This is a genomic window from Nocardiopsis sp. NPDC050513 (genome assembly GCF_044457925.1).
In the GTDB taxonomy this organism is placed as follows: domain Bacteria; phylum Actinomycetota; class Actinomycetes; order Streptosporangiales; family Streptosporangiaceae; genus Nocardiopsis.
The window spans coordinates 284820-310371 of record NZ_JBITHK010000007.1 but is presented as its reverse complement, the minus strand read 5'-3'; the positions used below and the strand labels follow the sequence as shown (position 1 = coordinate 310371).

General features: G+C 73.8%; 22 protein-coding genes. 11 read left to right on the top strand and 11 right to left on the bottom strand.

The features are described 5' to 3' along the window. The first annotated feature begins 37 nt into the window (after positions 1-37). The 3 genes from ACIBFB_RS15460 (at position 38) to ACIBFB_RS15450 (ending at position 2490) form a co-directional block, all read left to right on the top strand. Positions 38-511: a MarR family winged helix-turn-helix transcriptional regulator gene (locus tag ACIBFB_RS15460; protein ID WP_397230456.1), complete on the top strand. Its 474-nt coding sequence runs from the start codon at positions 38-40 to the stop codon at positions 509-511. Positions 512-622: 111 nt separating this feature from the next. After that, complete coding sequence (locus ACIBFB_RS15455; protein ID WP_397230454.1) at positions 623-1858, top strand: sensor histidine kinase; 1236 nt, start codon at positions 623-625, stop codon at positions 1856-1858. Beyond that, on the top strand, positions 1846-2490 hold the full coding sequence (locus tag ACIBFB_RS15450) for a LuxR C-terminal-related transcriptional regulator (RefSeq protein WP_397230452.1): 645 nt from the start codon (positions 1846-1848) through the stop codon (positions 2488-2490). The genes ACIBFB_RS15455 and ACIBFB_RS15450 overlap by 13 nt, the downstream gene beginning before the upstream one ends. A 10-nt stretch (positions 2491-2500) precedes the next feature. On the opposite strand, the gene ACIBFB_RS15445 is transcribed toward ACIBFB_RS15450, so the two are convergent. From ACIBFB_RS15445 to ACIBFB_RS15435, 3 genes are all read right to left on the bottom strand, one after another. Continuing rightward, positions 2501-3055 carry an ATP-binding protein gene (locus ACIBFB_RS15445; protein ID WP_397230450.1) on the bottom strand — a complete coding sequence of 185 codons (555 nt, stop codon included), beginning with the start codon at positions 3053-3055 and terminating at the stop codon, positions 2501-2503. Positions 3056-3248: 193 nt separating this feature from the next. Beyond that, the gene (locus ACIBFB_RS15440) at positions 3249-4781 is read right to left on the bottom strand and encodes a glycerol-3-phosphate dehydrogenase/oxidase (RefSeq protein ID WP_397230448.1); all 1533 of its coding nucleotides are present in this window, start codon (positions 4779-4781) and stop codon (positions 3249-3251) included. A 45-nt stretch (positions 4782-4826) separates the two neighbouring features. After that, positions 4827-5414: a TetR/AcrR family transcriptional regulator gene (locus ACIBFB_RS15435; RefSeq protein WP_397230446.1), complete on the bottom strand. Its 588-nt coding sequence runs from the start codon at positions 5412-5414 to the stop codon at positions 4827-4829. A gap of 17 nt (positions 5415-5431) precedes the next feature. Here ACIBFB_RS15435 and ACIBFB_RS15430 point away from each other — a divergent pair, with 17 nt between their 5' ends. Continuing rightward, positions 5432-7066: an FAD-binding oxidoreductase gene (locus ACIBFB_RS15430; RefSeq protein ID WP_397230444.1), complete on the top strand. Its 1635-nt coding sequence runs from the start codon at positions 5432-5434 to the stop codon at positions 7064-7066. A 61-nt stretch (positions 7067-7127) separates the two neighbouring features. On the opposite strand, the gene ACIBFB_RS15425 is transcribed toward ACIBFB_RS15430, so the two are convergent. Next, on the bottom strand, positions 7128-7805 hold the full coding sequence (locus tag ACIBFB_RS15425; protein WP_397230442.1) for a hypothetical protein: 678 nt from the start codon (positions 7803-7805) through the stop codon (positions 7128-7130). A 441-nt stretch (positions 7806-8246) separates the two neighbouring features. Here ACIBFB_RS15425 and ACIBFB_RS15420 point away from each other — a divergent pair, with 441 nt between their 5' ends. Further along, entirely contained in the window at positions 8247-10784 is a 2538-nt protein-coding gene (locus tag ACIBFB_RS15420; protein WP_397230440.1) for an ATP-binding protein, read from the top strand. Next, positions 10765-11451 carry a response regulator gene (locus tag ACIBFB_RS15415; protein WP_397230438.1) on the top strand — a complete coding sequence of 229 codons (687 nt, stop codon included), beginning with the start codon at positions 10765-10767 and terminating at the stop codon, positions 11449-11451. The genes ACIBFB_RS15420 and ACIBFB_RS15415 overlap by 20 nt, the downstream gene beginning before the upstream one ends. A 51-nt stretch (positions 11452-11502) precedes the next feature. Here ACIBFB_RS15415 and ACIBFB_RS15410 read toward each other — a convergent pair whose 3' ends face one another. Continuing rightward, complete coding sequence (locus ACIBFB_RS15410) at positions 11503-12447, bottom strand: aminoglycoside phosphotransferase family protein (RefSeq protein WP_397230436.1); 945 nt, start codon at positions 12445-12447, stop codon at positions 11503-11505. Between the two features lie 186 nt (positions 12448-12633). Then, positions 12634-13311 (bottom strand): sirohydrochlorin chelatase, encoded by a 678-nt coding sequence (locus tag ACIBFB_RS15405; protein ID WP_397230434.1) that lies wholly within the window; start codon positions 13309-13311, stop codon positions 12634-12636. An 836-nt stretch (positions 13312-14147) separates the two neighbouring features. Between ACIBFB_RS15405 and ACIBFB_RS15400 the strand changes: the two genes are divergently transcribed. The 3 genes from ACIBFB_RS15400 (at position 14148) to ACIBFB_RS15390 (ending at position 16732) form a co-directional block, all read left to right on the top strand. Then, positions 14148-14960: an aminoglycoside adenylyltransferase domain-containing protein gene (locus tag ACIBFB_RS15400; protein ID WP_397230432.1), complete on the top strand. Its 813-nt coding sequence runs from the start codon at positions 14148-14150 to the stop codon at positions 14958-14960. Positions 14961-15003: 43 nt separating this feature from the next. Beyond that, positions 15004-15564, top strand: coding sequence for a peptide deformylase (def, locus tag ACIBFB_RS15395; protein WP_397230430.1), 561 nt, complete (start codon positions 15004-15006; stop codon positions 15562-15564). A 205-nt stretch (positions 15565-15769) separates the two neighbouring features. Then, on the top strand, positions 15770-16732 hold the full coding sequence (locus ACIBFB_RS15390) for a coiled-coil domain-containing protein (RefSeq protein ID WP_397230428.1): 963 nt from the start codon (positions 15770-15772) through the stop codon (positions 16730-16732). Here ACIBFB_RS15390 and ACIBFB_RS15385 read toward each other — a convergent pair. Together ACIBFB_RS15385 and ACIBFB_RS15380 are read right to left on the bottom strand one after the other, a co-directional pair. Then, positions 16729-18039, bottom strand: coding sequence for an MFS transporter (locus ACIBFB_RS15385; protein ID WP_397230426.1), 1311 nt, complete (start codon positions 18037-18039; stop codon positions 16729-16731). The two genes, ACIBFB_RS15390 and ACIBFB_RS15385, sit on opposite strands and share 4 nt — an antisense overlap. Positions 18040-18088: 49 nt before the next feature. Further along, complete coding sequence (locus tag ACIBFB_RS15380; RefSeq protein WP_397230424.1) at positions 18089-18874, bottom strand: alpha/beta hydrolase; 786 nt, start codon at positions 18872-18874, stop codon at positions 18089-18091. A gap of 245 nt (positions 18875-19119) precedes the next feature. Between ACIBFB_RS15380 and ACIBFB_RS15375 the strand changes: the two genes are divergently transcribed. After that, positions 19120-21276: an elongation factor G-like protein EF-G2 gene (locus ACIBFB_RS15375; RefSeq protein WP_397230422.1), complete on the top strand. Its 2157-nt coding sequence runs from the start codon at positions 19120-19122 to the stop codon at positions 21274-21276. Between the two features lie 58 nt (positions 21277-21334). On the opposite strand, the gene ACIBFB_RS15370 is transcribed toward ACIBFB_RS15375, so the two are convergent. After that, entirely contained in the window at positions 21335-21952 is a 618-nt protein-coding gene (locus tag ACIBFB_RS15370) for a TetR/AcrR family transcriptional regulator (RefSeq protein WP_397230420.1), read from the bottom strand. A 110-nt stretch (positions 21953-22062) separates the two neighbouring features. Here ACIBFB_RS15370 and ACIBFB_RS15365 point away from each other — a divergent pair, with 110 nt between their 5' ends. Continuing rightward, a complete protein-coding gene (locus tag ACIBFB_RS15365; protein ID WP_397230418.1) occupies positions 22063-22440 on the top strand; it encodes a DUF4267 domain-containing protein in 378 nt (125 codons plus the stop codon). Positions 22441-22487: 47 nt separating this feature from the next. Here the strand turns inward: ACIBFB_RS15365 and ACIBFB_RS15360 are convergent, their stop codons facing one another. Both ACIBFB_RS15360 and ACIBFB_RS15355 read right to left on the bottom strand, forming a co-directional pair. Then, positions 22488-23291 carry a M48 family metallopeptidase gene (locus tag ACIBFB_RS15360; RefSeq protein ID WP_397230416.1) on the bottom strand — a complete coding sequence of 268 codons (804 nt, stop codon included), beginning with the start codon at positions 23289-23291 and terminating at the stop codon, positions 22488-22490. Positions 23292-23297: 6 nt separating this feature from the next. Beyond that, the gene (locus ACIBFB_RS15355; RefSeq protein ID WP_397230414.1) at positions 23298-25115 is read right to left on the bottom strand and encodes an amidohydrolase; all 1818 of its coding nucleotides are present in this window, start codon (positions 25113-25115) and stop codon (positions 23298-23300) included. Positions 25116-25552: the final 437 nt, after the last annotated feature.

Here is a 25552-nt window from a genome sequence, read left to right as displayed (position 1 = left end):
GATATCCTGTGAACCCCTACTCAGAAGAGGTGCGGCCATGGCCATCTCCGACGACGCCGTCGAGGTCCGCGCGCACGGCTGGCGCACGCTCACGGCCGTGCACGGCCTCATCGAGACCGCCCTGGAGAAGGCCCTCCAGACCGAGCACGGCGTCTCCGTCGTGGAGTACACGGTCCTCGACGCCCTCAGCCGCCAGGACGGCTGGCACATGCGCATGCGCCAGCTCGCCCGGGCCGCAGCGCTGTCCAACAGCGCGACGACCCGGCTCGTCACCCGCCTGGAGGACCGGGGACTGCTGTCCCGCTACCTGTGCGTGGACGACCGGCGCGGCATCTACACCGAGCTCACCCCGGCCGGGCAGGAACTGCTCTCGGCCGCCCGCCCCACCCACGACGCCGTCCTCCGACGCGCGCTCGCCGAGGCGGAGGAGACCCCCGAGCTCGCTCCGCTCGTGCACGCGCTGCGCGCGCTCACGCCCGCCCCCGCCGACCGGACCTCCGAAACCGTCTGATCGCCCGTCGGCCCCGGCGCGCCGGATGGAGCAGTGCACTGTAGTGCCGCCCCGCGCCGACACCGACAGACTGTCCGTGGTCGAGACATTCGGAACGGAAAGGGCCACGGAATGAAGGACCTCTGGAGGAGGGCCTGGCGGGCGGACGCGTACCTGCTGGTGGCCCTGGCGTCCGCGCTGGCCACGATGGTGCTGCTCCCCCTCACGCTGGCCGTGGCGCTGACCGTGGCCGTGGGCGGGATCGGGCTCCTCCTGCTCCCCCGGTGGTTCCGGGTACTGGGCGCGTGGGCCCGCGCGCACCTGGCGTACGCGGCGTCGCACCTGGGCGTCCCGGCTCCGGAGGCCGCCCTCGCCCCCGCTCGCGACGCCAGGTCGCTGCGGCGGTCCCGGACCACCCGACGGCTTCTGACGTGGATGCCCCTGTTCACCCTCTCCGGCCTGGGCGCCGGGTTGGTCGCGGTGCTCGCGACGGGCTCCGTGCTGGAGGCCGCGCTGTCCCTCCTGTGGTGGGTGGATCCGGCGGGCCACGAGCACGACCTGTACGGCGTTCCGATCGGGGGAGAGGGGTGGGGCGTCGCCCTGGCCGTGTGCGCGGTCCACCTGGCGACCGCCTGCGTCCTCGCCCGCTGGGCGCTGCCGCCCCTGGCGCGGCTGCACGCCCGCCTGTCCGTGCGGCTGCTGACCCCCTCGGAGGCCGAGGTCCTGACCGCTCGCGTGGACGAGCTCCACCGGACCCGGGCCGGGGTGGTCGACGCGCACGGCGCCGAGCTCCGGCGGATCGAACGGGATCTCCACGACGGCACCCAGGCGCGGCTGGTCGCCATCGCGATGCAGCTCGGTGTCGCCCGGGAGGCCGTGGAGGCGGCGGAGTCCGACCCCGCCGTCGCCGCGCTCCTGCGCGACGCCCACCGGGGGACGGAGGAGGCGATGGCGGAACTGCGCGACGTCATCCGCGGGATCTACCCGCCGATCCTCGCCGACCGGGGGCTGGACGGGGCGCTGGCCGCGCTCGTGGCCCGCACCACCGTCCCCACCCGGTTGGAGGCCGAGGAGCTGGGGACGCTCCCGGTCGCCGTGGAGACCGCCGCCTTCTACGTGGTGACCGAGGCGGTCTCCAACGCGGTCCGCCACTCCGGCGCCGGGTCGATCACCGTGCGCCTGTCCCGGGACGAGCGTGCGCTCCGGATCGCGGTGCGCGACGACGGCTCGGGCGGCGTGGACGAGGGGCGGGGCACGGGCGTGTCCGGGATCCGCCACCGTGTGGCCGCGCTCGACGGCCGTGTGCGGGTGACCAGCCCGACGGGCGGGCCGACCGAGGTCGACGTGGAGCTGCCGTGCGCGTCGTGATCGCCGAGGACAACGTCCTGCTGTCAGCCGGGCTGGAGCTGCTGCTGACTACGCGCGGCTTCGAGGTGGCCGAGATCGCCGCCGACGCCGGCTCCTTCGCCGCGGCCGTCGCGCGGCACCGCCCCGACCTGGCCGTCGTGGACGTGCGGCTGCCGCCGGGCTTCCGCGACGAGGGGGTGCGCGCCGCCATCGAGGCGCGGCGCGAGCACGAGGCGCTGCCGGTCCTGGTCCTGTCCCAGTACGTGGAGCGCGACTACGCCGGGGAACTGCTGGCGGACGGCCGGGGCGGGGTCGGCTACCTGCTCAAGGACCGGGTCGGCCGGGTGAGCGAGTTCGTCGACGCCCTGCGCCGGGTGGCGGACGGCGGCACGGTCATGGACCCAGCCGTCGTCCAGCAGCTCCTCGCGCCACGGCCGCGCGACCCGCTCGAATCGCTCACCCCGCGCGAGCGCGAGGTCCTGGCGCTCATGGCGGAGGGGCTGGGCAACGGGGAGATCGCCCAGCGCCTGGTCGTGACCGACAACGCCGTGCACAAGCACATCGGCAACGTCTTCGCGAAGCTGGCGCTGGCTCCCTCCGACCCCGGACACCGCCGGGTCCGCGCGGTCCTGGCCTACCTCGACGGCCGGTAGGCGGCCCGGATCAGGCGGCGGGCCAGGAGCTGCCGGTCATGTCGTAGGCCAGGTGGAACCACACCTTGCGGATACTGGGGTGCCCGTTGTCGCCCCAGGTGGTGGCGAAGCTGTCGACCAGGGCGAGCCCCCGGCCGCTCTCCGCCGTCAGGCGGTCGCCCTCCATCGGCACGGGGGCCAGCGTCCGGCCGCCGTCCGGGAGCGCCCGGGTGGGCCTGCCGTTGTCCCGGCACACCAGCGTCAGCCCGTTGGCTCCCCGGGTCACCTTGAGCACGAAGGTCTGCCCCTCCTCGCCCGACCGGCTGTGCCGCACGGCGTTGGTCGCCAGCTCCGTCCCCAGCAGCGAGAAGACGTACCGGAAGTCGCCGTCGCGGCTGGCGGCGCAGGTGTCGAGGAAGGCCCTGCACAGGGGCACGCTCCTGGCCGCTCCGGGGAACTCCCAGTGCCGCTTGGTGAAGGGCACCGGAGGCCGCCCGTTGAAGTAGTGCCGGTACTCGTCCGGTACACCCGCCAGGACGGCGTCGTCGTCCTCGGCGAGCGCGGGCACGGAAACGAGCGTGGGCATGGGTGACTCCTTCGGCGGGGCGGCTCAGTGGGCGGGCGAACCGTGACAGGGGGAGGCTCGGGAGCGTCCGGCGCCCTGGGGGAGACGGCGGGCCGGACCGGCTACGACCCTACGCGATCAACGCCCTGTGGGACAGGGGATGTCGGTGTGGCGCGTTCCGCGAATCCGGTCCGCCGTGGAGAGCCCCGTAGGGCTACCCGGCGGCGAGCGCCGCCCGGGCCGCGGCGTCGGCGGCGGCCCGGTCGCCCGGGACCAGACCGATCCGCGTACGCCGGTCCAGCAGGTCGTCCACGTCCATGGCCCCCTCGTGCCGGACGCCGAAGCGCAGCTCGGCCCCGGTGACCCCGCGGGCCACCGGCGCGAGCAGCGCGGGATCGCCCCCGGCCTCGGCGACGACGTCGGCGGCCTCGGTCCCGTACCGGCGCACGAGACGGCGCGGGACGTCCAGGGCGTCGAGCTCCTCCGGAGAGGCGGCGCCGACCAGCGGCAGCGTCCGGGTGCGGCACCGACCCGCGGTCAGGCCGCGGGCGCGTACTGCGGCGTCCACGGCCTCCTCCGCCATCGCCCGGTAGGTGGTGAGCTTGCCGCCGACCACGGTGACCGCACCGGTCGGCGCGACGGTGACGGAGTGCTCGCGGGACAGGTCGGAGCTGGCGCCGTCCGCGTGCAGGAGGGGGCGCAGCCCGGCGAAGGCGCCCAGCACGTGTTCGCGGCCGATCCGGGTGCGCAGGGCCTGGTTGAGCTGGGCGAGCAGGAAGTCGACGTCGGCGTCGGGGACCTCGGGCACGCGCGGGACGGGCCCGTCCACGGGTTCGTCGGTCAGCCCCGCGAACACCCGTCCGTCGGACTGCGGGAGCGCGAACACGAACCGGTTGACGCTGCCCAGGACCGGTACGGTGAGCGCTGCCCTGGGGTGGCCGAGCGCCGCACCGTCCAGGACGAGGTGGCTGCCCCGGCTGGGACTCAGCCGGACGGACGGGTCGAGCTCCCCGGCGTGCACCCCGGTCGCGTTCACCACGGCCCGGGGGCGGAGGGCGAGCGTCTCGCCCGTGGTCTCGTCCCGCAGCCACACCCCGTCGGCGGTCACTGTCTCGGCCGAGCAGCGCGTGATGACACGGGCGCCCTCGCGCGCGGCCGTGCGGGCGAGGGCGACCACGAGGCGGGCGTCGTCGACCAGTTGGCCGTCGAAGGACAGGATGCCGCCGCGCAGTCCCTCGGGCCGGACGCCGGGCATCAGGCGCAGGGTCTGGCGCGCGGTGAGCAGCCGGGGGCCGGGGAGGACGCCTCTGGGCGTGCCCGCGAGGACGCGCAGGGCGTCGCCCATGCCCATGCCCGCGCGCACGAGCAGCGGCTTGGCCAGACCCGCTTCCCGGTGCACCGGAACGATCATGGGCAGGGGGCGGACGAGGTGCGGAGCGGTGACGCGCATGAGGACGTCGCGTTCGCGGGCGCTCTCGTAGGCGATGCCCACCTGGCCCCTGGCGAGGTAGCGCAGGCCGCCGTGGACGAGCTTGGAGCTCCACCGGCTGGTTCCGAAGGCGAGGTCGTCGCGCTCGACGAGGACGGTGGACAGGCCGCGGGAGGCCGCGTCGAGCGCGGCCCCGGCGCCGGTCACGCCCCCGCCGATGACCAGGACGTCCACCCGTGGGCGGCCGGCGAGGTCGGCGAGGTCCGCGGCGCGTCGGGCGGAGTTCAGGGAGGAGGCTGCGGGAACGGTGGGGCGCATGGGGCGGTCCCTTCCTGGGTGTGGGAGGTGGGGCGGGCGGCCCGGTCAGGAGGCGAGGTAGCCGTCCAGGAGACGGCTCAGCTCGGCGAGGAGCCCCGCCTCGTCGGTCACGTCGGCGACCAGACGGCGGGAGGTGACGGTGTTCTGCACGGTGACGAGGACGATCCGGGCGAGTACCGCGGGGTCGCCCGGGCGCACCGACCCGTCGCGCTGGCCCTCGGCCACGACGGGCTCCAGCACCTCCAGAGCGGCGTGGTGGCTGGTGCCGAGCCGGTGGAACGTGTACGTGGCCAGGAGCTCCGGCTCGGTGTCCACCACCCGGGTGAACAGCGGGTGGTCGAGCATGGCGCGTGCGACCCCGGCGGTGTGGCGGACCAGGCGCGTGCGCACGCTCTCCCCCGCCAGGTCCTGTTCGGCGGCCGTCTCCTCGGCGAGCAGGATCCGGCGCAGTTCGCGGGTGAGCAGGTCAGCGACGAGGGCGGTCACGTCGGGCCACCTGCGGTAGACGGTGGGGCGGCTGACCCCGGCGCGGCGCGCCACGTCGGTCAGCGTGGTGCGACGCACCCCGAAGGCCTCGACACAGGCCAGGGCCGCGTCCAGGATCTCGTCTTCTACGTTACGTTTTGACGCCATGTGTAAAACTGTAGAGCATGACTGACGAGAACCCTCCCACCGGATCGACGTCCGGATCCGCGACCGCCCCCGAGATGAGCTGGTTCGGCTGGGGCGACCCGGCCAAGGCGAAGAGCCTCGACCCCGCGCTGCGCGACCTGGTCGCCCAGGTCCTGCGCACCGAGCCCAGGGACCTGCCCCCCGTCGCCGAGGACGAGGTCGCGCTGCCCGCCTCCCGTCTGGACGCCTCGGTGCGCGACGCCCTCAGCGGGGTCGTCGGGGCTGAGCACGTGCGCGTCGACGACGCGGTACGCCTGCGCCACGTGGGCGGCAAGAGCACGCCCGACCTGCTGCGCCGCCGCTCCGGCTGCGCCGACCCCGCGCCCGACGCGGTCGTCCACCCGGCCGACCACGACGAGGTCGAGCGTCTGCTCCGGGTGTGCTCCGACGCGCGGGTGGCGGTGGTGCCCTTCGGCGGCGGAACCAGCGTCGTGGGCGGGGTGACCCCCCTGCGCGGGGAGTTCCCGGCGGTGGTCGCGCTGGACCTGCGCCGACTCGACCGCCTGGTCTCCCTCGACCGCGTCTCCGCGACCGCGGTCCTGGGCGCGGGCGTGCGCACCCCGCACGCCGAGGCCCTGCTCGGCGAGCACGGGTTCACGCTCGGGCACGTGCCGCAGAGCTACGAGTACGCGACCGTCGGCGGGTACGCGGCGACGCGCTCCAGCGGCCAGGCCTCCTCCGGGTACGGCCGGTTCGAGGACATGGTGGTGTCGCTGCGGGTGGCCACGCCGCGCGGCACGCTGGAACTGGGCGGTCCGCCCGCCTCGGCGGCCGGGCCGGACCTGCGGCGGCTCCTGCTCGGTTCGGAGGGCGTCCTCGGCGTCATCACCGAGGTCGGCCTGCGCGTGCGTCCGCGCCCGGAGACCGTGCTCGACGAGGCGTGGTCCTTCCCCGACTTCGCCGCGGGCACCGCCGCGCTGCGCACGCTCGCGCAGTCGGACGCCCGTCCGACCATGGCACGGGTGCTGGACGAGTCGGAGACGTTCGTGGGCGCGGCGCTGGGCGGCCGGGAGGCGACGCCCGGATGCCAGGCGGTCCTGGGCTTCGAGGGCGCCGAAGCGGACGTGGCCGCGCGGTCGGCCGCCGTCCGGAAGGTGCTGACGGCGGCGGGCGGCACACCGCTCGGCGCGGACCCGGTGGCGCACTGGCGGGAGAACCGCTTCTCGGCCCCGTACCTGCGCGACACGCTGCTGTCCTCGGGTTTCCTCGCCGAGACCCTGGAGACCGCAGCGGCGTGGAGCGACCTGCTGCCGCTGTACGAGGCGGTCGCGGGCGCGCTGACCGGGGCGCTGGACGGCGACGAGGGCGGCGCCGTGGTCATGTGCCACGTGTCCCACACCTACCCGACCGGCGCGTCGCTGTACTTCACGGTCGCCACGGCCGCGGGGGCGACGCCGCTCGAACGGTGGGACCGGGCCAAGCGGGCCGCCTCGGACGCGATCGTGGCCCACGGCGGAACGATCACCCACCACCACGCGGTGGGCACCGACCACCGGCCGTGGATGGCGGCGGAGATCGGCCCGCTGGGCGGCGACGTGCTGCGCGCGGTCAAGGCCGCGCTGGACCCCCAGGGCGTGCTCAACCCGGGCAAGCTCATCCCCGACCCGTCCTGAGCGGCCGCGGCCCCGGTGGTCGGCGCCGGGGCCGTCGGCGCCCGCGCGGACCGACGGTGGATCAGGCGCGCTCACCCTCCCGGGAGAGCTGTCGGTGGATACGGCCGGCCAGGTCGTCGACGGCCGCGAGGACCTCCTCCCCCTCGAGGTCACGGGGTGCGCTGTGGTTGAGCGACACGCCGAGGTTGGCCGCGTGGAAGTAGGCCGTACCGTGGCTGCCCCCCTCGTCCAGGTAGCCGCCCTCGACGGCCATGGCGACCCCGCCGTCGCCCGTGGACAGCGGCGCCCAGTCGATCACCTCCAGACCCCATTCGTCCGCCCAGTCACCGTCCTCCACGTCGGCCAGGCGATCCTCGTGGTCGTCGCGCAGGTCCTCCGCCGCCGCACCCTCGTCGTCGTACTCGTAGTGGTCGACGGTGACCCACAGCACACTCGCGCTCTGGTCCTCGTCGAAGACGGAGCACGTCAGGTACCCGAGCAGCGCGGGGTCCGGATCGAAGTCGGTGATCTCGTCCGCCTCCCGGTACTCGCCCTCGGCACGCAGCCCCTCGGCGCCGGGCACGGCGTCGAGCAGTTCCCCCGGCAGCAGTCGGCGGCAGCTCGGCAGCTCCGCGTAGGGCCGCGCGCCGGACAGGTTCCAGACCACCACACCACCGGTGACCAGGAGCGCGACGGCCGCGACGGCGGAGCCGACGACCAGCGCGACCCGACCCGTTCGCGTCGGCGGCCCGCCCGGCACGGGGTAGCCGGGAACGGGCGGCCGCTGGGGAGGAACGCCACCGGGCGCGCCGTACCCCGGCGTGTACCCACCGGGCTGACCGGGGAACGGATCTGCCGGGGGCGGCTGGAAGCGGGGCTGGCCTCCGCCGTGTCCGGGCTGCGGAGGCGGTCCGGGCCGGCCGGGGAACGGCGGTCCGCCGGGGTTGCCCGGAAACGATCCGTCGTCGGGGGGATGTCCGGTCATCGGTGTCGCGGCGTGGGCGCACCCCGTTCTCCGTCGCGGGGCGGCCGCCGCACCTCCTCACAGGTGTCGCTGTGTCGCACGGGACGGCCGGGGCGGAGCCCCTCCTCCCGAGCGCGCGTCGGTCCCGCCCAGTATTCCGCGCGGCGATCGCCCCGTCATGTCCGCACGCGGTGGCCGCCGGTACACGTTCCCGCCCGCGCGCGGGACAATGGAGGCGTGGCACGAGGAAAGCTCCGTATCTACCTCGGGTCGGCGCCCGGTGTGGGCACGACCCACAACGCCCTGGCCGAGGCTCGACGCCGCTCCGAGGACGGCACCGACGTGGTCGTCGCGGCCGCCCACACCCACCGCCGCCAGCGCACGTCCGCTCTGCTGACCGGCTTGGAGGTGGTGTCCCAGCACTCGTCCGGCGCGGTCGACACCGCCGCGGTCGTCGCGCGCGCCCCGGAGCTGGCACTGGTCGACGACCTCGCCCACGCCAACGGTCCGGACGCCCCCCACCGCTCCCGCTGGCAGGACGTCGAGGAGCTGCTCGACGCGGGGATCGACGTCCTGTCCACCGTGGGCATCCACCACCTGGAGTCGCTCAACGACGTGGTCACGCAGATCACCGGGGTCCGACCCGAGCAGACCGTCCCCGACCGGGTCGTGCGCCGCGCGGCCGAGATCGAGCTCGTCGACGTCACGCCGCAGGAGCTGCGCCGCCGCATGGCGCACGGCGACATCCACCCGGCCGAGCGCGTGGACGCCGCGATGGCCTCCTACTACCGCGAGGGCAACCTCGCGGCCCTGCGCGAGCTGGCGCTGCTGTGGACCGCCGACCGGGTCGAGGAGGGGCTGGCCCGGTACCGGGGCGAGCACGAGATCCGCAGCACCTGGGAGGCGCGCGAACGCGTCGTGGTGGCGCTCACCGGGGGTCCCGAGGGCGAGACCCTGATCCGGCGTGCCGCGCGGGTCGCGGCGCGCTCCCGGGGCGGCCACCCCCAGCCCAGCCACCTGCTGGCCGTCCACGTGGTGAGGTCGGACGCCATCGGCCGCCCGCTCACCGACGACCTGGTCCGGCAGCGCAAGCTGTTGGCCGAACTGGGCGGCACCTACCACCAGGTGATCAGCACCGACGTGCCCAAGGGGCTGCTGGAGTTCGCGCGGGGCGTGCACGCGACCCAGATCGTGCTGGGGTCGTCGCGCCGCCGCTCCTGGCAGTACGTGTTCGGTCCGGGGGTGGGCGCGATCGTGGCGCGCGACTCCGGGGACATCGACGTGCACATCGTCACCCACGAGCAGGTCGGCAGCGGGATGTGGCTGCTGCCCGCCCCCGGGCGCGGCGTCGGGGAGCACCGGAGGGTGACCGGCTGGGCCCTGGCAGCGGTCGCGCCCGCCTTCATGTCGCTGCTCCTGCTGCTGCCGCCGTTCCGCGGCGTGAGCCTGTCCTCGGACGCGATGTTCCTGCTGCTGACCACGGTCGCCACGGCGGCGGTCGGCGGCCTGTGGCCGGCGCTGGCCTCCGCGCTGTGGAGCGCGGTCCTGCTCACACTCCTGCTCTCGCCCAGCCACGACAGGCCGCCGGTGTCGTTCGACAACACCGTGGCGCTGACGGCGTTCGTCCTGGTGGGCGCCCTCGTCGCGGTGGTGGCGGAGATGGCGGCGCGCCGGTCGGCGCAGGCGGCCCGGGGGCGCGCGGAGGCCGACGCGGTCGCCCTGCTCGCGGGGAGCGTCCTGGCCGGGAACGAGCCGCTCCAGGCGCTGCTGCGCAGGATCCGCAAGACGTTCGGCCAGCGGTCCGCGACGCTGCTGGAGCGGGTCGAGCACGACCGGTGGCGCGCGGTGCACAGCGTGGGCACCCCGGCGTGCGAGTCGCCGGAGGAGGCGGACGTGCTCGTGTCGATCTCCGACACTCTCGCGCTCGCGCTGCGCGGCCGGGTCCTGCCCGCCGCCGACCGGAGCGTGCTGTGGGCGTTCGCCGCGCACCTGGGCATCGCCCTGGAGCACAAGCGGTTGGAGTGGGACGCCGCCGAGGCCCGCGGCCAGGTGGCGGGCAACCGCATCCGCACCGCGCTGCTGGCCGCTGTCTCCCACGATCTGCGGACCCCGCTCACCTCGATCAAGGCGAGCATGGCCAGTCTGCGGGCCACCGACATCGAGTTGGACCCGGAGGACCGCGAGGCCCTGATGGAGACCGTGGAGGAGTCCGCGGACCGGCTCAACCGGCTGATCGACAACCTGTTGGACATGAGCCGGGTGCAGACCGACAGCGTGCGCCCCAAGATCCGGCCCGTGGGGCTGGAGGAGGTGGTCTCGGCCACCCTGATCGGGCTGCCCCACGACGCGGTCAGGGTGGACGTCCCGGACTGCCTGCCGCGCGTGCGGGCCGACGCGGGGCTGCTGGAACGCGCGGTGGCCAACGTGGTGTCGAACGCGGTGCGGCACAACCCCGACCCCCGCGTTCCGGTCCTCGTGGCCGCGAGCGCGCACGGCGGGAGCGTCCAGCTGCGCGTGGTGGACCGGGGTCCGGGGGTGTCGGACGAGGGGAAGCAGCGGATGTTCGAGGCCTTCCAGCGCCTGGGGGACGCGCCCCAGGGCACGGGGGTCGGCCTCGGGCTGGCCGTCGCCCGTGGTTTCGTTGAGGCGATGCACGGCACGCTCTCGCCCGAGGACACCCCGGGCGGCGGTCTGACCATGGTGTTCGACCTGCGGGCAGCGGACACGGACGGCGAGCACGACGAGAGGGAGGCCGATGCGGGTCCTGGTCGTTGACGACGACATGCAGATCATCCGCGCGATGCGCATCAACCTGCGGGCGCGCGGACACGACGTGGACACCGCTCCCGACGGCGCCTCGGCACTGCGACTGGCCGCCGAACGCCACCCGGACGTGGTGCTGCTGGACCTCGGGCTGCCCGACATGGAGGGCATGGAGGTCATCCAACGGCTGCGGGGGTGGTCGCAGGTGCCGATCATCGTGCTGTCGGCGCGGCACTCGGCCGGGGAGAAGGTCCGCTGCCTGGACTCGGGAGCGGACGACTACGTCACCAAGCCGTTCGGGATGGACGAGCTGCTGGCCCGGATGCGGGCGGCCGAGCGCCGGTCGGTCCCGGTGGAGGAGGCTCCGGTGGTGCGCACACCGGACTTCACCGTCGACTTGGGCGCCAAGCGCGTCACCAGGGACGGCGAGGAGGTGCGCCTGACCCCGACGGAGTGGCACATCCTGGAGATCCTGACCAGGCGTCCCCGGCAGCTGGTCAGCCAGCGCCAACTGCTGCACGACGTGTGGGGTCCCGCCTACCAGAGCGAGACCAACTACCTGCGGGTCTACCTGGCGCAGCTGCGCAGGAAGCTGGAACCCGACCCGGCACGGCCGCGCTACCTCATCACCGAGGCCGGCCGGGGCTACCGGTTCGAGACGCCGGAGACCGACGCCTGAGGTCCCGCCTGCGCTCCGAGCGGGCGAGGCGGAGGCCCGGAAGGCACAGCCTCACCTGAGATGGGACCGCGCCAGCGTCCGGTCGCCCTCCACCAGGTCCATGACGGTCGCGAACTCCTCGGTGTGCCCCTGCGCCCGGTTGACCTTGGCGACCGCGAAGCACGGCGCGAACGCGCGCACCCACTCCATCATCCGGTCGCCGTCCACGCCCAGGGTGTGGGACAGGACGTCGACGCGCCGCTCCACCTCGACGACGCTCCTGGCCTTCCACACGGCCCAGTCCACCGCGTCGGCCGCGGCGTCCCCGAGGCAGGCGCGCGGGTCGATGGCCACCAGGCCGCGCGGGCCGCCGTCGAGCACGTTGCCGGGGTGCAGGTCGCCGTGCAGGGGGACGACGTCGATTTCGCCGATGGCCAGCGCCCGGGCGCGGCAGTACCCCTGGTGCAGGGCGGTCGTGGACACGACCTTGGCCGCCGGGCCCTCGTTGCGCTCCCGGCCCCACAGGTCGAAGATGAACTGCACGCGCGCCATGAGCGGGCGCAGCTCCAGCAGCTGGGAGCGGGGCACCTCCACCTCGTGGAGCTGGGAGACGAGGGTGCCGATCGTCACCATCGGCGGGACCACGCCGGTCTCCGCGACGGTGTCCCCCTCGACGCGCTCCATGAGGATGGCGCCGCGTTCGTGGTCCAGGGCCCACACTTCGGGCACCCGGTGCGAGGGCTCCCACATGCGCAGCAGGTTCGCCTCGGAGACCGCGAGCCCGGCGTCCGGGCAGAGTTTGAGCACGCCGTCGCGGCCGTCGGCGAGCGTGACGTGGACGACGACCGCCGTACGGCCGTGCGGTGCGCCGCCCTCCACGGTCAGCCGCCACTCCGTCGCGATCTTCTCCACGACGGCGGGGAGTTCGGCGAGCCATTCGGTCACATGGCCGCCGAAGCGCCGTTCCAGACGACGACGTTGCCGTTCGTCGACGAACTGCGCTGTGACGTCATTCATATATCCACCTTAGGTCCGCGCCGAGGCTGGGGAGGTGGCGACCTCGGGAGGGGCCGTTCCCGGACCCGCCTCGCGCCGTGTGCCGTCCGGCGCGATACGGATGTGGCTTCGAGGGGTGCGGGGAATTCCCGCCCCCTGGCCACATACCCATCCGTGCGCCGTGGATAACGGTCGGGGCACGGTCGGTCAGACCAGGCGCCCCTTCGCGGCCCGGTGCTGGGCGAGAAGGGTGTCCACGATCAGGTCGGACGGCCACAGCGGCGCGGTGATGGCGGTCACGTCCAGGCTCCGGAGGAGGTCGAAGTCGGGACCGTCGACCAGTCGCCACGCGGCGACCGCGACCCGCTCCCGTCCGTCGCGGCGCAGGCGGTCGACGGCGTCGAAGACCGAGGGGGCCCAGGTGCGCAGGTACCCGACCTGGACCGGGGAGGCGAGGCGCCGGCTGAGCATGCGGGCCACGTCCATGACCACCTGGCGCTCCTCGCCGCCGGTGGTGCCGTCGGCGGCCAGGACCACGCCGTCCTCGGGGCTCCAGCCGGAGTCCGCCAGCCGCCCGGCGAGGTCGGCGACGATCGAGGGAACAGCGCCCAGAGGAGTGGTGTGGCAGGAGTTCTCCAGGTGGGCGAGGTCGAGCCGCGAGAACAGGTGCGCGCTGGCCACGTCGCCGCCGGCGACGTACGCGGGGACGACCACCTTGGGTCCGGGGACGGATCGGATGGCGGCGGCGACCTCGTCGGGGCTGCCGAAGGCCGGGGCGACGGGAGCCTCGCCCCGGTCGGCGACCGCCTCGGCGAGACCGCACAGGGCCTCCCGGCGGTGGGCGTCACGCGCGTCGTCGGCTACGAGGACCATCGTGGGGACCATGTACGGCTCCTTGGAATCGCAGTGGAGATCTGCTGTCCTCCGCGAGCGTAAAGCGGCCCAGTTTCGGGGGAGTGCCCTCATGTTACGCATAGGAAAACAACAGACAATGGCTGTGATGGTTATCACCGGAGGCTCTCTTGGTGAACCATAACAATCACCGAAAAACTGGCCGGTGTCCACATCTGGAAGAGTGTGGCGTGCACCGCACGGCGCCCGCGCGGCAGGGCTCTCGCGACCAGCCGTCCGCCCGGGCCGCCGCACGCAGGCACGACGCCCGCGAGGGTTCCCGAAACGGGAGAATAGGACCGCGGAGAACGTAGGGCGGATCACATCCGAATACCGCCGGACCCGTGTCCGATTCGTGGCGAAAGTTCTCCAGAGAAAAGCCGGGACAAAGAAATTCCAATGCATGTGCACAGAGCGGGTGCACATGCGCCCGAACGCACGGCCCCTCCCGTCCCGGCCGACAACCGTCCGACGGACCGCGCCGCGCCCGCGATGCGGCACACGCCTCGCGCGAGCGCGACCCCGCGACGGGCGGACCCGGCCCGCGCACGGGCGCCGTGATCACCCTCTTGCACATCTGGTGTGTTGTTGTCAAGGGTGCGCACTCCCCTCCCTCCATGTAGCCGCACACCACCTGACGTGGGGAGACAGGGGGCGAGTCCGGCGTGATCACTTGCCATCACCCGGCGGGCCAACCACACTTGACCACGATCGGAGGGTTCCCCGTGCCACGCTCGCCACGGGAATCCCGCTGGTCATCGCGTCCCCGGCGCCCCACCCCGGGCAGCACGCGAACCGCGAACCGCCGAACCATCCAGACTGGAGTGAGCATGGCCGTCCACCCTCGGGTGCAGACGCTGGCCCAGACCTTCCTCGCCCACGCGGACCAGACCGCCCCCGGCCTGGTCGAAGGCCTCTATCTGACCGGTTCGGTCGCCCTCGGCGACTTCCGCCCGCACACCAGCGACGTCGACTTCGTCATCGTCACCTCGCACACGCCGGGCCAGAGCGAACTCGACCTCCTGCGGCGCGTCCACTCCCTCACCCGCTCCGACGTCCCCCGGCCCCAGTTCAACGGGATCCACGTCACCTGGGACGACCTCACCCGCGACCCGGCCGCCTGCGGTTCCGTCGCCTCGGTGATCGCCGGACGCTTCCGGCAGCGGGCGAGCGCCGACGTCAATCCGGTCACCTGGCACATCCTCGCCGACCGGGGCGTCACGGTGCGCGGCCCGCACCCCCTGGAACTGGACGTGTGGGACGAACCCGAGAGTCTGCGCACCTGGTCCCTGGGCTCGCTGGACGAGCAGTGGCGGCGCTGGCGGGAGAAGGCCGGGCGCCTGGTGACCCCGCGCGGTCTGGCCGTGCTCGGCTCCCTGGCCCCGTCCTGGAGCGTGCTCAGCGTCAGCCGCCTGCACTTCACGCTCAAGACCGGCGAGATCACCTCCAAGTCCGGAGCGGGCGCCTACGCGCTGCACGCCTTCCCCGAGCGGTGGCAGCGGATCGTCAACGAGTGCCTGCGCGTCCGCCGGGGCGCCCAGGCCCCGTCCCTCTACGAGAGCGCGCTCGCCCGCCGCAGGGCCGCGCTGGACTACATCGAGATGGTCCTGGACGACTCCCTGCGCCCCGGCCTGGCGGCCTGAGGGCCCGTACCCGGGCCGCGGAACATGTCCTAACCTGAGGGGCATGACCATGCGCCCCATCGTCCGGTTCGGCGACCCCGTCCTCGTCACCAGGACCACCCCCGTCACCCGGTTCGACCAGCACACCAAGGCCCTGGTCCAGGACCTGCTGGACACCGTGGACGCCCCCGGCCGCGCCGGGGTCGCGGCCACCCAGATCGGTGTCGGGCTGCGCGTGTTCAGCTACAACGTCGAGGGCCGGATCGGATACGTGATCAACCCGCGGATCACGGAACTGTCGGAGGAGACGCAGGACGGCGAGGAGGGCTGCCTGTCCGTCCCCGAGCTCTGGTACCCCACCCGCCGCGCCCAGCACGCCGTCGTCACCGGCGTCGACCTGCGCAACGAGCCGGTCACCGTCGAGGGCACGGGGCTCATGGCCCGCTGCCTCCAGCACGAGACCGACCACCTGGACGGCATGCTCTACATCGATCGGCTCGACGCGGATCACCGCAAGCGCGCGATGCGTGACATCCGCCGCTCCTCCTGGTTCCTCCCCGCCGAGCCCGCACCCGCCGCTCCCGCCGGAACCGCCCTTCCCAGCGCCTTCGGCGGCGCGAGCTGACCGAACCCGGCCGCGCCGGGGGCTTCCGCCGCAGTGCGCCGCTCCGGGTATCTTCGGACACATCCCCGCACACTCCCCCACGGTCACGTGGGTCACCGCACAAGGCATGAAGATCTCGTCAGATCCGCCGTGCGCCCCTCCTCCGGCACCCCCCAGCACCACCGCCGGCGCGAAGGGCCGTGCGCGGATCGCCCTCGGAGCAGCCATGACACCCTCTCCCCTGCCCACCCCGCGGCGCGCCCGGCGCACCGCCCTCACCCTCCCCGCGCTCGCCCTGACGCTCGTGGTCTCCCTGCCCTCGGCCGCGACGGCCGAGCCGGACGAGGTCGACATCGACGAGCTGACGGAGCGGGCGGAGGAGCTGGAGGAGTCCTACGAGGGTGAACTGCTCCAGTTCACCGAGATCCGGGACCGCGTGGAGCGGGCCGAGGACGACCTGGCCGAGATCGAGGAGCGCCTCAACGCGTCCCGGAGCGGCGTGTCCGTCATCGCTTCCTCCCGCTACAAGACCGACGGCTTCCTTCCGAGCCTCCAGATCGTCTTCTCCAGCGAGCCCGAGCGGATGTTCACCGACGCCGCCACCGTCGCCTACCTCAGCGAGAGCCAGTCCGCGCAGATCACCGACCTCGTCGAGATCCACCGCGAGCAGGAGGAGGTCACCGCGGAGCTCAACGACGAGCTGGCGGAGGCCGCGGAGCTCGTCGAGACCCTGGAGGAGCAGCGCGAGGAGGTCGAGGAGCGGATCCGGGAGTACGAGGAGTCCCAGGTCCCCGAGACCCCGGGGAACGGCACCATCCCCGACAGCGCGCGGGGCGGCGGCTGGGACTCCACCACGCCCCGCATGGCCGCGATCCGCGACAACATCATCATGGCCTACGGCGCGCCCTACCCCGTGGGCTGCTGGCGACCCTCCGCGGACGACCACGGCGACGGCCGCGCCTGCGACTTCATGATGAGCTCCGGCGGGGCGATGCCCTCGTCGGAGAACCAGGCCCTCGGCGACCAGATCGCCCAGCACGCGATCAACAACGCCGCCGCGTGGGGCGTGGACTACGTGATCTGGCGGCAGCGGATCTGGCAGCAGTCCAACCCCCAGTGGGTGTTCATGAACGACCGCGGCGACAACACCCAGAACCACTACGACCACGTGCACATCAGCTCGTACTAGCCTCGGTCCTCCGCTTCGCCCCGCCCCGGGTCACAGCCCCCGGGCGGGCTGGCCGGGGGCTCCCCGGCGCGGGCGAGCGGCAGGGCCGCCGCCAGCGCCGCGGCCGTGAGCGCGAACGCCGGCCCGTAGCCCAGCGACTGGATGACCAGACCCAGCCCCATCGCCCCGGCGCCGGCGCCGCCGTCGTAGCCGATGTTCCAGACCGCGCTGGCCCGGCCGAACCCGGCCGGACCCGCGCGGTTCAGCATGAGGGTGACCGTCTCGTTCTGGACGGCGCCGAACCCGAGGCCGAACACCGCCGCGCCGCACAGCACGAGGAACGCCGCACCGGTGCCCAGGTGACCGGTGCCGCCGTGCCACCACAGACCGGCGGCGGTCAGGACCGTCCCGGCGAGCGCGACCGCCATTCCCGGCAGGAGCAGGAGGCTCCGCCGCAGGCGGTCGTGCAGGCTCCCGGCGCTCCACCGGCCGACCACCGCGCCCAGCGCGTAGAGCGCCAGCGCGCCGCTGGCCAGCCACGCCACCCCCTCCAGCGGGATCGCCACGAACGTGACGAGCGCGCTGGCCGCCGAGGCGGTCAGCAGCATGAGCACGAGCGGGGCCGCCAGCGCCGACATCGGCACGCGTGCCCCGGCGGGCCCCGGTCGGCGCGCCCGGCCTGCGCCCCTCAGGGCGGGCCGGTTGCGTCCGCCGTCGGCGAACCAGACGCCCGCGGACAGGACGGCGCCCGCCACCGAGCACAGGCCGGTGAGCCAGAAGGCGGTGTCGAAGCCCAGGTGCAGCGCCAGCCCCACCCCGCCGGGGAGGATGAGCACCTGCGGCACACCGACGGCCAGCCCGTAGTAGCCGGTCGCCCGGCCCATCTGCTCGGCGGGCACCAGCCGTGCGGCCAGCGCGGTCCCGGCCACGGTGACCATCCCGAACCCGACACCGCGCACGGCCGACACGGCGACGAGCGGGCCGAGATCGGTCGTCGCCGAGAACAGCGGCGTGGGCAGGCCCATGACCAGGCAGCCGATCGGGAACGCCCATCGGTAGCCGCCGGCGTGGTCCAGGAGCCAGGGCATGCGGAGCTGGGTGAGGACGGTCGTGAGCATGAACGCCGCCGTCGTGACGCCCGCGCCGAACTCTCCCGCGCCGCCCCGTGTGGCCCACAGGGGCACGAGCGGGAGGACGGCGGCGAACCCGCACAGTCCGATCGCCGTCGCCGCGACGAGCAGGGCGAACCCCCGTCCGCGCAGCCCCGGGAGGCCGTGGCCGGACGGTGTGGTCGGGCTCGGGGAGGAGTGCGGATGAGATCGGGTCATCCGCCCTTTCTATCCCGCTTCGGAACCCCTGTCGACGGCGGTCACTCCGTCAGTCCCGCGCGGCGGTGACCCGCTCTCCGAGCCAGTCGCGCAGCCGGGCGGTCAGCTCAGGTGTCACCGCGCGCTCGGCGTGCCCCATCCCCGGGACGATCCACAGCTCGCGCGGCTCACGGGCGGCGTCGTGGATCGCCACGGCGTGGGAGACCGGGAAGTAGGCGTCGGCGTCCCCGTGCACCACCAGCAGGGGGGTCGGCGCGATGTCCCCGGCGACCTCGCGCGGCTCCGCCGGGCGCGGGTCCCACCGCTGGTCGGTCACCCGCACCTTGCGGACGCGGTGCAGGAAGAACCGGCCGAGAGCGCCCTCGATGCCGACGTGGAGCAGGCGCATCCGCCGGGTGCCCCGGTAGTACCAGCGGCTGGGCCCGCTCACGGCCACGGTGGCCGAGACGCCGCCGAAGATCGCCGCGTGTCGGACCGCGACCGCGGCCCCCATGGAGAAGCCCACGGTGGCGACGGAGGTGTAGCCCAGTTCCCGCAGCCGGTCGACGGCCGCCTCCAGGTCGTGGATCTCGGCGTTGCCGACGGTGCTCAGACCGCCGGATCCGTGGTGGCCGCGGAAGTCGAAGGTCATCACGTCGCCGACGGGCAGGAGCCCTTCGGCGATCGCGCGGGTGTGGGTGCTTCGGTGGGTGCCGGTGAAGCCGTTGGCCAGGACCACGGCGGTGGTGCGGGGTTCGGCGCCGCGCCGCAGCAGGGCGTCGATGCCCACCCCGTCGGAGGTGGTCAGCCAGAGACGTCGGACCTGGGAGGGCGGGTGGTCGGTGGTGTCGGACACCCCACCATCGTGCCCGATCCCCCCTCGTCCGCGCTGCCCGCCCCCCGTGTGTCGTTCCCACCACCTGCCCTGCCCATGACCGGTTGTTTTCCCGACATACGAGGACGAGTCGGAACACGCGCGGGTGACCTCTTGTGGTGGGGGACGTGACGAGCGAATGTGGAGAGTGTCACGGGTCACACCAGCGACGGTGCCCGCCGCCCTGGCGCGACCGGCAACCGACCCCGAAGGGATGGGTGGTAGGGATGGTGGACCGAGCCGGAACAGTACCCGGGGCCGACAGGCCCGAGAACATCCGCAACGTCGTGCTCGTCGGACCGGCCGGTGCGGGGAAGACGAGTCTCGTGGAGGCCCTTCTCCTCGCCGCCGGGGAGATCGGTCGCCCCGGTCGCGTGGAGGAGGGCACGACGGTCAGCGACCACGACGAGGTCGAGATCCGCCAGAAACGGTCGGTGAACCTCACCGTGAGCCCGGTCATGGTGGGTGACGTCAAGGTCAACCTGCTGGACACCCCCGGCTACGCCGACTTCATCGGCGCGATGCGCGCCGGTCTGCGCGGCGCCGACGCCGCGCTGTTCGTCGTCTCCGCCCTGGACGGCGTGGACGGTCGGACGCGTGTGCTGTGGGAGGAGTGCGCCGCCGTGGGGATGCCCCGCGCCGTGGCCGTCACCAAGATCGACCACCCGCGCGCGGACTTCGACCAGGTGGTCGCCGAGTGCCAGGAGGCCTTCGGCGGCGGTGTCCACCCCGCCTACGTTCCCGCGGTCGAGGGCAGCGGGGACTCCCGCCGCCTGGTGGGCGTGTGGGGCCTGGTGTCCGAGCGCTACCACGACTACTCCGACGGAGAGGCGACCGACCGCCCGGTCCCCGACTGGCTGCGCGAGAAGGCCGGACCGCTCCGGGAGGCCCTCGTCGAGGAGGTCATCACCGAGAGCGAGGACGAGGACCTCATGGAGCGCTACATGGAGGGCGGTGAACTCGACCCCGACCGGCTCATCGCCGACCTCAAGGAGGCGGTGGCGGCGGGCGGGTTCCACCCCGTGCTGGCGATCAGCCCGACCAAGGGCGTCGGCGTGCGCGAACTGCTGCGCGAACTCCCGCTCTCCTGTCCCGACCCGACGCGCCGCCCCTTCCCGGAGGTGGTGCGCCCGGACGGGAGACCCGTCGAGGGACTGTCCTGCGACCCCGACGGCCCGCTCGTGGCCGAGGTTCTCAGCACCACCAGCGATCCGTACGTGGGCCGCATGAGCCTGGTGCGCGTGTTCTCGGGGACGCTGCGTCCCGACGCCGAGGTCCACCTGCACGGGCACGGGGTTCCCAGCGGCATGACCGGCGCCGAGGAGCACGACCGCGCGGGCAGCGACGAGCGGCTGGGCACGCTGTCGGCGCCGCTGGGCCGGGAGCACCGGCCGGTCGGCGAGGCGGTCGCCGGAGACCTGTGCCTGGTGGCCAAACTGCCCGCCGCCCGCACCGGCGACACCGTGTCCGACCGCGAGCGCCCGCTGCGCGTCGCGCCGTGGCACTTCCCCCAGCCCCTGTACCCGGTGTCGATCAGGGCGGCCTCCTCGGCCGACGAGGACAAGCTGTCCCACTCGGTGGCGCGGCTGGTCGCGGAGGATCCGTCGCTGCACGTGGAGGTGAACGCCGAGACGCACCAGATGGTCCTGTGGACCCTGGGTGAGGCCCACCTGGACGCCGCGCTCGACCACCTGGAGCACCGGTACGGGGTCCGCGTGGAGACCGGCGAGATGCGGGTGCCGCTGCGGGAGACCTTCGCCTCCGCCGCGCAGGGACTGGGCCGCAACGTCAAGCAGAGCGGCGGGCACGGCGAGTACGGGGTCTGCCGCATCCGTGTGGAGCCGCTGCGGTCGGGCTCGGGGCTGGAGTTCGTCGACGAGATCGTCGGCGGTGTGGTGCCGCGGCAGTTCGTCCCGTCCGTGGAGAAGGGCGTGCGCGCCCAGATGGCCGAGGGCGTGGACTCGGGCTATCCGCTCGTGGACATCCGGGTCACCCTCTACGACGGCAAAGCGCACTCGGTGGACTCCTCCGACATGGCCTTCCAGAAGGCGGGGCGGCTCGCGTTGAGGAACGCCGCCGAGTCCGGGCGGCTGGCGATGCTGGAACCGGTGGACGAGGTGTCGGTGGAGGTGGACGAGAGCTTCCTCGGGACCGTGATGAGCGACCTGTCCGCGCGCAGGGGCCGCGTCGTGGGCACGGAGACGGCTCCGGGCGGCCGGGCGGTGGTGCGCGCGGAGGTGCCGGAGCTGGAGATCACGAGGTACGCCGTGGAGCTGCGCTCGCTGTCGCACGGGACCGGCGTGTTCACGCGCTCCTACCTGCGCCACGAACCGCTGCCGCCGCAGGTCGCGGCGAAGATCCCCCGCCAGGGGAACGGAGGGTAGGACGGGGACGCCCGCCTCCTGACGGCTCGGCTCCGGTCCCCGGCCTTGCGACCGCCCCTCACGGCGCGGTCGGCCCGCCGGAAGTGCCGGTGATCCGCGTGACGAGGAAGTCGAGCCGTTCCTCCTGCCCGTCCGGGGGGATGCGGCCGCTGTCCGACAGGACGGCCATGCCGTGCAACGCGCTCCAGACGACCTCCGCGAACAGTTCGCGCCGGTCCTCGTCCGGACGGAAGCAGCCGACGAACTCGTCGAAGGCGGCCCGCAGCGGGGGCGGCGTCTCTGTGCTCGCGAACTTCAGGTCGGTCGGCAGGACGAACATGGCCTGGTACAGGGCGGGTCGCTCCGCCGCGAAGTCCAGGTAGGCGCGGCAGACGGCGCCCAGGGCCCGCCCGGGGGCGGGGGCGGGGGCGGGGGCGGGGGCGGGGGCGGCCTGCCGCGCCTGGCGCAGGCGGGCGGCGAGCCGGCCGAAGCCGTCGAGGGCGACGGCGCTCACGATGGCGTTCTTCCCGGCGAAGTGGCTGTACAGCACCGGTTGGCTGTACTCGACGCGCTCGGCCAGCCGCCGCGTCGTCACCGCCTCCCAGCCCTCGGCCTCCGCGAGTTCGCGCGCGGCCGTGACGATCAGCTGATGGCGGTGGGCGCGTTCGCGTTCACGGCGCTCGTTGATGGTGGCCATGACGAGATTCTAGCAGCGCTAGACATGCTGCCGAAGATAGGTCTATCGTCGCTCTGAATGCTAGCGGCGCTAGAATCGGCGACCGCCGTCACCGGGAGGGAAAGCTGCCCATGCTCACCACCATCGCCACCGTGCTCGCCGGACTGGTCGGCGCGGCCGTCGTCCTCATGGGCGCGCGCGCCTTCTGGGCGCCGGGGGCCGCCGTCGGCTTCGGCATCCCCGGCACGCCCGCCGAGGACCGGGTCTTCCACGCCTGGCTGTCCGTCAAGGCCGTGCGCGACATCGCCCTCGGCATCCTCATCCTCGTCCTGACCGTCGGGGCGACGCCCCACCTGCTGGGCTGGTGCGTGCTGGCCGCCACCGGCGTACCCGTCGGCGACGCGCTCATCGTGCTGCGCGCCAACGGGCCGAAGACCGCCGCCTACGGCGTCCACGGGGCCACCGCCGCGGTGATGCTGGCGATCAGCGTGCCGCTGCTCGTCGCGTGACCGCCTGCCGCACCGCCCCGGCCGGGCGCCGCGTCCGCGGCGAGCCCCTAGAACACGCGGCCCGGTCTGCTGCGGTCGGCCAGCGCGGCGAACCGGAAGGTGTTCACCGGATGCGAGGAGAGCAGGTTGACCAGCAGGACGAAGAACCCGGTGTCGGTGGCGGCGCGCGCGGCGATGTCGTCGAAGTCCACGGCCTGGTACAGGTACTTGCCCGCGGCGAGCACGCGCAGTCCGTGCATCCCCTCGGGGCAGAACTTGTAGGCGTGGTTGTCGGCGGTGTACTCCTGCGCCCGCCCGAGCGTCGCGCCGACGCCCGGGATCACCTGGGCGACGGACACGGAGAACTGCCGCCAGAAGGACGTGTGCCCCGCGGCGATGTGGCCGACCTCGTGGCCGATGACGAAGCGGAGGGCGTCGGGGTCGGCCAGGCGTCCGCCGACCTCGAACAGGTCGCTGTTGATCGCCACGTACCTGCGCAGTCCGTGGCCCGAGGCGAACGCGTTGAGCACCCCGTTGCCGAGCACGATGTAGGCCTCGGGCGGCCGCCGCATGTGGAACGCGGCGGCCGCGTCGGCGACCATCCGGTACGCCTCCGGGAACTGCTCCTCGGTGATGCGCACGCCGTTGACGCGCTGGCGGGCGAACAGCTGGCCGCGCACGAAGTACACGAGCGCGGGGACGCTCAGCAGCAGGAGCGGCTCGTTCGGATCGCCCGCGTAGGCACGGCTGACCGCGCCCACGACGGCGAGCAGCGTCACCAGGCCGCAGGCGATCAGGAGGGGGATCTCCCAAGGGTGCCGCAGCGACGCGCGCACACGGCGGTCACCCCATCGCCAGGGGGAGTCCCCCATGCCCGGTCAGAGTCGGTGCTGGGAGCCGCCGTCGTCCGGCCCCTGGGGTGGTGGCGGCGCGTCGTGCGCGTCCCCCTGGGGCGGCGGGCCCGAGTACGCCGGACCGGTGGGCGGCCCCTGGGGCCGGTCGTCGTCCAGGAAGGCCGCCATGTCGGCGGACAGGGTGGACTCCTCGGCCTTCTCGGAGCGCCACTCCTCGTCCTGGGACCGGATCACGGAACGGATGTCGGCGTCGTGCGTGACGTGCGCGGGGTCCTCGTGGTCGGGGTCGTCCCAGGAGGAGGCCAGGTAGGCGCTGTCGTAGGCGTCGTTCGCGGCGGTGTGCGCCGAGGGCGCGGACGGCTCCGGTTCGGGCACGGGCTCCGGGGGCGGGCCGGGGAAGGCGCCGCCCACGGGGGCTCCGACGGGCGGCGGCGCCGGGAAGGGCGTACCCGCGTCCGCGGGCGGCGGACCGGGCACCGGCCGCTCCTCCGGAACCGGCGTCTCCAGCGGCGCCACCGGGGTCCGGTCCTCACGGCCCAGGTAGGACAGGGCGGCGACGGTGATCGCGGCGAGCCCCGCACGCAGGGTGGGTTCGCGGGCGGGCGCGAAGTACGGGGAGTGGGGGCTGGGGACGTTGGACATCTTCTCGTACGGGCTGTCGCCGGGGGCGGCCTCCCACACGTCGTGCGGCGTGGCGCCGACGAACCAGAGCACGTACGGGATGGGCTGGGGGTCGTCGGGCAGGCCGAAGGTCCCGAAGTCCTCGCTGCCCGGCGACGGGTCGGGCAGGTGGATGACGTAGTCCTCGCCGAAGTAGGCCAGGTGCGCGGCGGAGACGGACTCGGTGCTCGCCGCGTCGTTGCGGGTGACCCCGACGGCCTGGAAGGGCTCGACCTCCGGCTCGCGCGTGGCTCCGGAGGCCGCCGCCTCGGCGCGCACGATCCGCCCGATCGCGGCCTCCAACTGGGCGATGACGCCCTCGTTGAGCGCCCGGGTGTTGATCTCCAGGTAGGCCTCGTCCGGGATGACGTTGGCCTTGGTCCCGGCCTGGATCCTGCCGACCGTGATCACCGCCGTCTCGCCCGGGCTCACCTCGCGGGCGACGACCCCCTGGAGACGGGTGACGATGTTGGCGGCGATGAGCACGGGGTCGACCGTGGTGTGCGGCGCTGAGGCGTGGCCGCCCTCGCCGTGCACACGCACCCGGTAGGAGCGCGCGGCGCCCATGATGACCCCCGCGCGGTGGGAGATGAGCCCGGCGGGCTGGGGCCCCAGGTGCTGGGCGAGGATGACGTCGGGGCGGCCGAAGCGCTCGAAGAGGCCGTCGTCGAGCATGGCCCGGGCGCCGTCGATCGTCTCCTCACCGGGCTGGGCCACGACCATGACCGTCCCGGCCCACTCGTCGCGGGTCTCGGAGAGCAGGTCGGCGGCTCCGACCAGGCACGCGGTGTGCGCGTCGTGGCCGCAGGCGTGCATGACGGGGACCTCGACGCCGTCGGGGTCCACCGCGCGCGCCGTGCTGGCGTAGGGCAGTCCGGTCCGCTCCGCCACGGGGAGGGCGTCCATGTCGGCGCGCAGCATGACGGTCGGGCCGGGGCCGTTGCGCAGGACGCCGACCACACCGGTGCCGCCGACGCCCGTGTGCACCTCGTAGCCGGTCTGGGTCAGCCACTCCGCGACGCCGCTGGCGGTGCGCTGTTCGGAGTGGGAGAGTTCCGGGTTCTTGTGCAGGTCGACGTAGAACCCCTCCACGAGCGGGAACAGCTCGTCGAGGAGTCGCATGACCACGCTCCCGTGCTGGGCGGCACGGTTGGGGTCCACCGCGTGCGGCACGGTTTCCACCGCCTTCTTCGTTCTCGACTGTGTGGGCGCTGCCCGCGGGCACTGCCGGGGGTCAGCCTATCGGCGCGCACGTCGCGGCCCCACACCGCGGCGGTCACCCAGGGTTCGCGACCACCGCCGGATGGGTTATTGTCGGCACACGCGCGGCGGCCCCGGGTCTGGTCGGCCGCCCCGGTGCGGACCGCGCCGCACGGCCTCCACGGCCGCTTCGCGACGCTCCGGGAACCTCGGCGGATTTGTGTGAACCCCTGGCGTGACGCAGTATGTCTCAGTAAGGTAACGCTGCACCCAACGGGTTCACCCGATCACCCGGTACTCCCTCCCCGCCGCGTTCCGTCGCGGTCTCGCGCACACGAGGACCGCGCTCGGCGGGGGTCGCCGGACCTGACGAACCCGTGACGGTCCAAGGAAACACACCCGGAACGGCCCGGCCTCCG

Bases quoted from the DNA above. Each gene is read 5' to 3' on its own strand.
- ACIBFB_RS15365 (WP_397230418.1), top strand. From the start codon at position 22,063: ATGCTCACCACCATCGCCACCGTGCTCGCCGGACTGGTCGGCGCGGCC.
- ACIBFB_RS15430 (WP_397230444.1), top strand. From the start codon at position 5,432: ATGACTGACGAGAACCCTCCCACCGGATCGACGTCCGGATCCGCGACC.
- ACIBFB_RS15390 (WP_397230428.1), top strand. From the start codon at position 15,770: ATGACACCCTCTCCCCTGCCCACCCCGCGGCGCGCCCGGCGCACCGCC.
- ACIBFB_RS15460 (WP_397230456.1), top strand. From the start codon at position 38: ATGGCCATCTCCGACGACGCCGTCGAGGTCCGCGCGCACGGCTGGCGC.
- ACIBFB_RS15400 (WP_397230432.1), top strand. From the start codon at position 14,148: ATGGCCGTCCACCCTCGGGTGCAGACGCTGGCCCAGACCTTCCTCGCC.
- def (WP_397230430.1), top strand. From the start codon at position 15,004: ATGACCATGCGCCCCATCGTCCGGTTCGGCGACCCCGTCCTCGTCACC.
- ACIBFB_RS15445 (WP_397230450.1), bottom strand. From the start codon at position 3,055: ATGCCCACGCTCGTTTCCGTGCCCGCGCTCGCCGAGGACGACGACGCC.
- ACIBFB_RS15415 (WP_397230438.1), top strand. From the start codon at position 10,765: ATGCGGGTCCTGGTCGTTGACGACGACATGCAGATCATCCGCGCGATG.
- ACIBFB_RS15375 (WP_397230422.1), top strand. From the start codon at position 19,120: ATGGTGGACCGAGCCGGAACAGTACCCGGGGCCGACAGGCCCGAGAAC.
- ACIBFB_RS15410 (WP_397230436.1), bottom strand. From the start codon at position 12,447: ATGAATGACGTCACAGCGCAGTTCGTCGACGAACGGCAACGTCGTCGT.
- ACIBFB_RS15360 (WP_397230416.1), bottom strand. From the start codon at position 23,291: ATGGGGGACTCCCCCTGGCGATGGGGTGACCGCCGTGTGCGCGCGTCG.
- ACIBFB_RS15405 (WP_397230434.1), bottom strand. From the start codon at position 13,311: ATGGTCCCCACGATGGTCCTCGTAGCCGACGACGCGCGTGACGCCCAC.
- ACIBFB_RS15440 (WP_397230448.1), bottom strand. From the start codon at position 4,781: ATGCGCCCCACCGTTCCCGCAGCCTCCTCCCTGAACTCCGCCCGACGC.
- ACIBFB_RS15370 (WP_397230420.1), bottom strand. From the start codon at position 21,952: ATGGCCACCATCAACGAGCGCCGTGAACGCGAACGCGCCCACCGCCAT.
- ACIBFB_RS15455 (WP_397230454.1), top strand. From the start codon at position 623: ATGAAGGACCTCTGGAGGAGGGCCTGGCGGGCGGACGCGTACCTGCTG.
- ACIBFB_RS15385 (WP_397230426.1), bottom strand. From the start codon at position 18,039: ATGACCCGATCTCATCCGCACTCCTCCCCGAGCCCGACCACACCGTCC.
- ACIBFB_RS15435 (WP_397230446.1), bottom strand. From the start codon at position 5,414: ATGGCGTCAAAACGTAACGTAGAAGACGAGATCCTGGACGCGGCCCTG.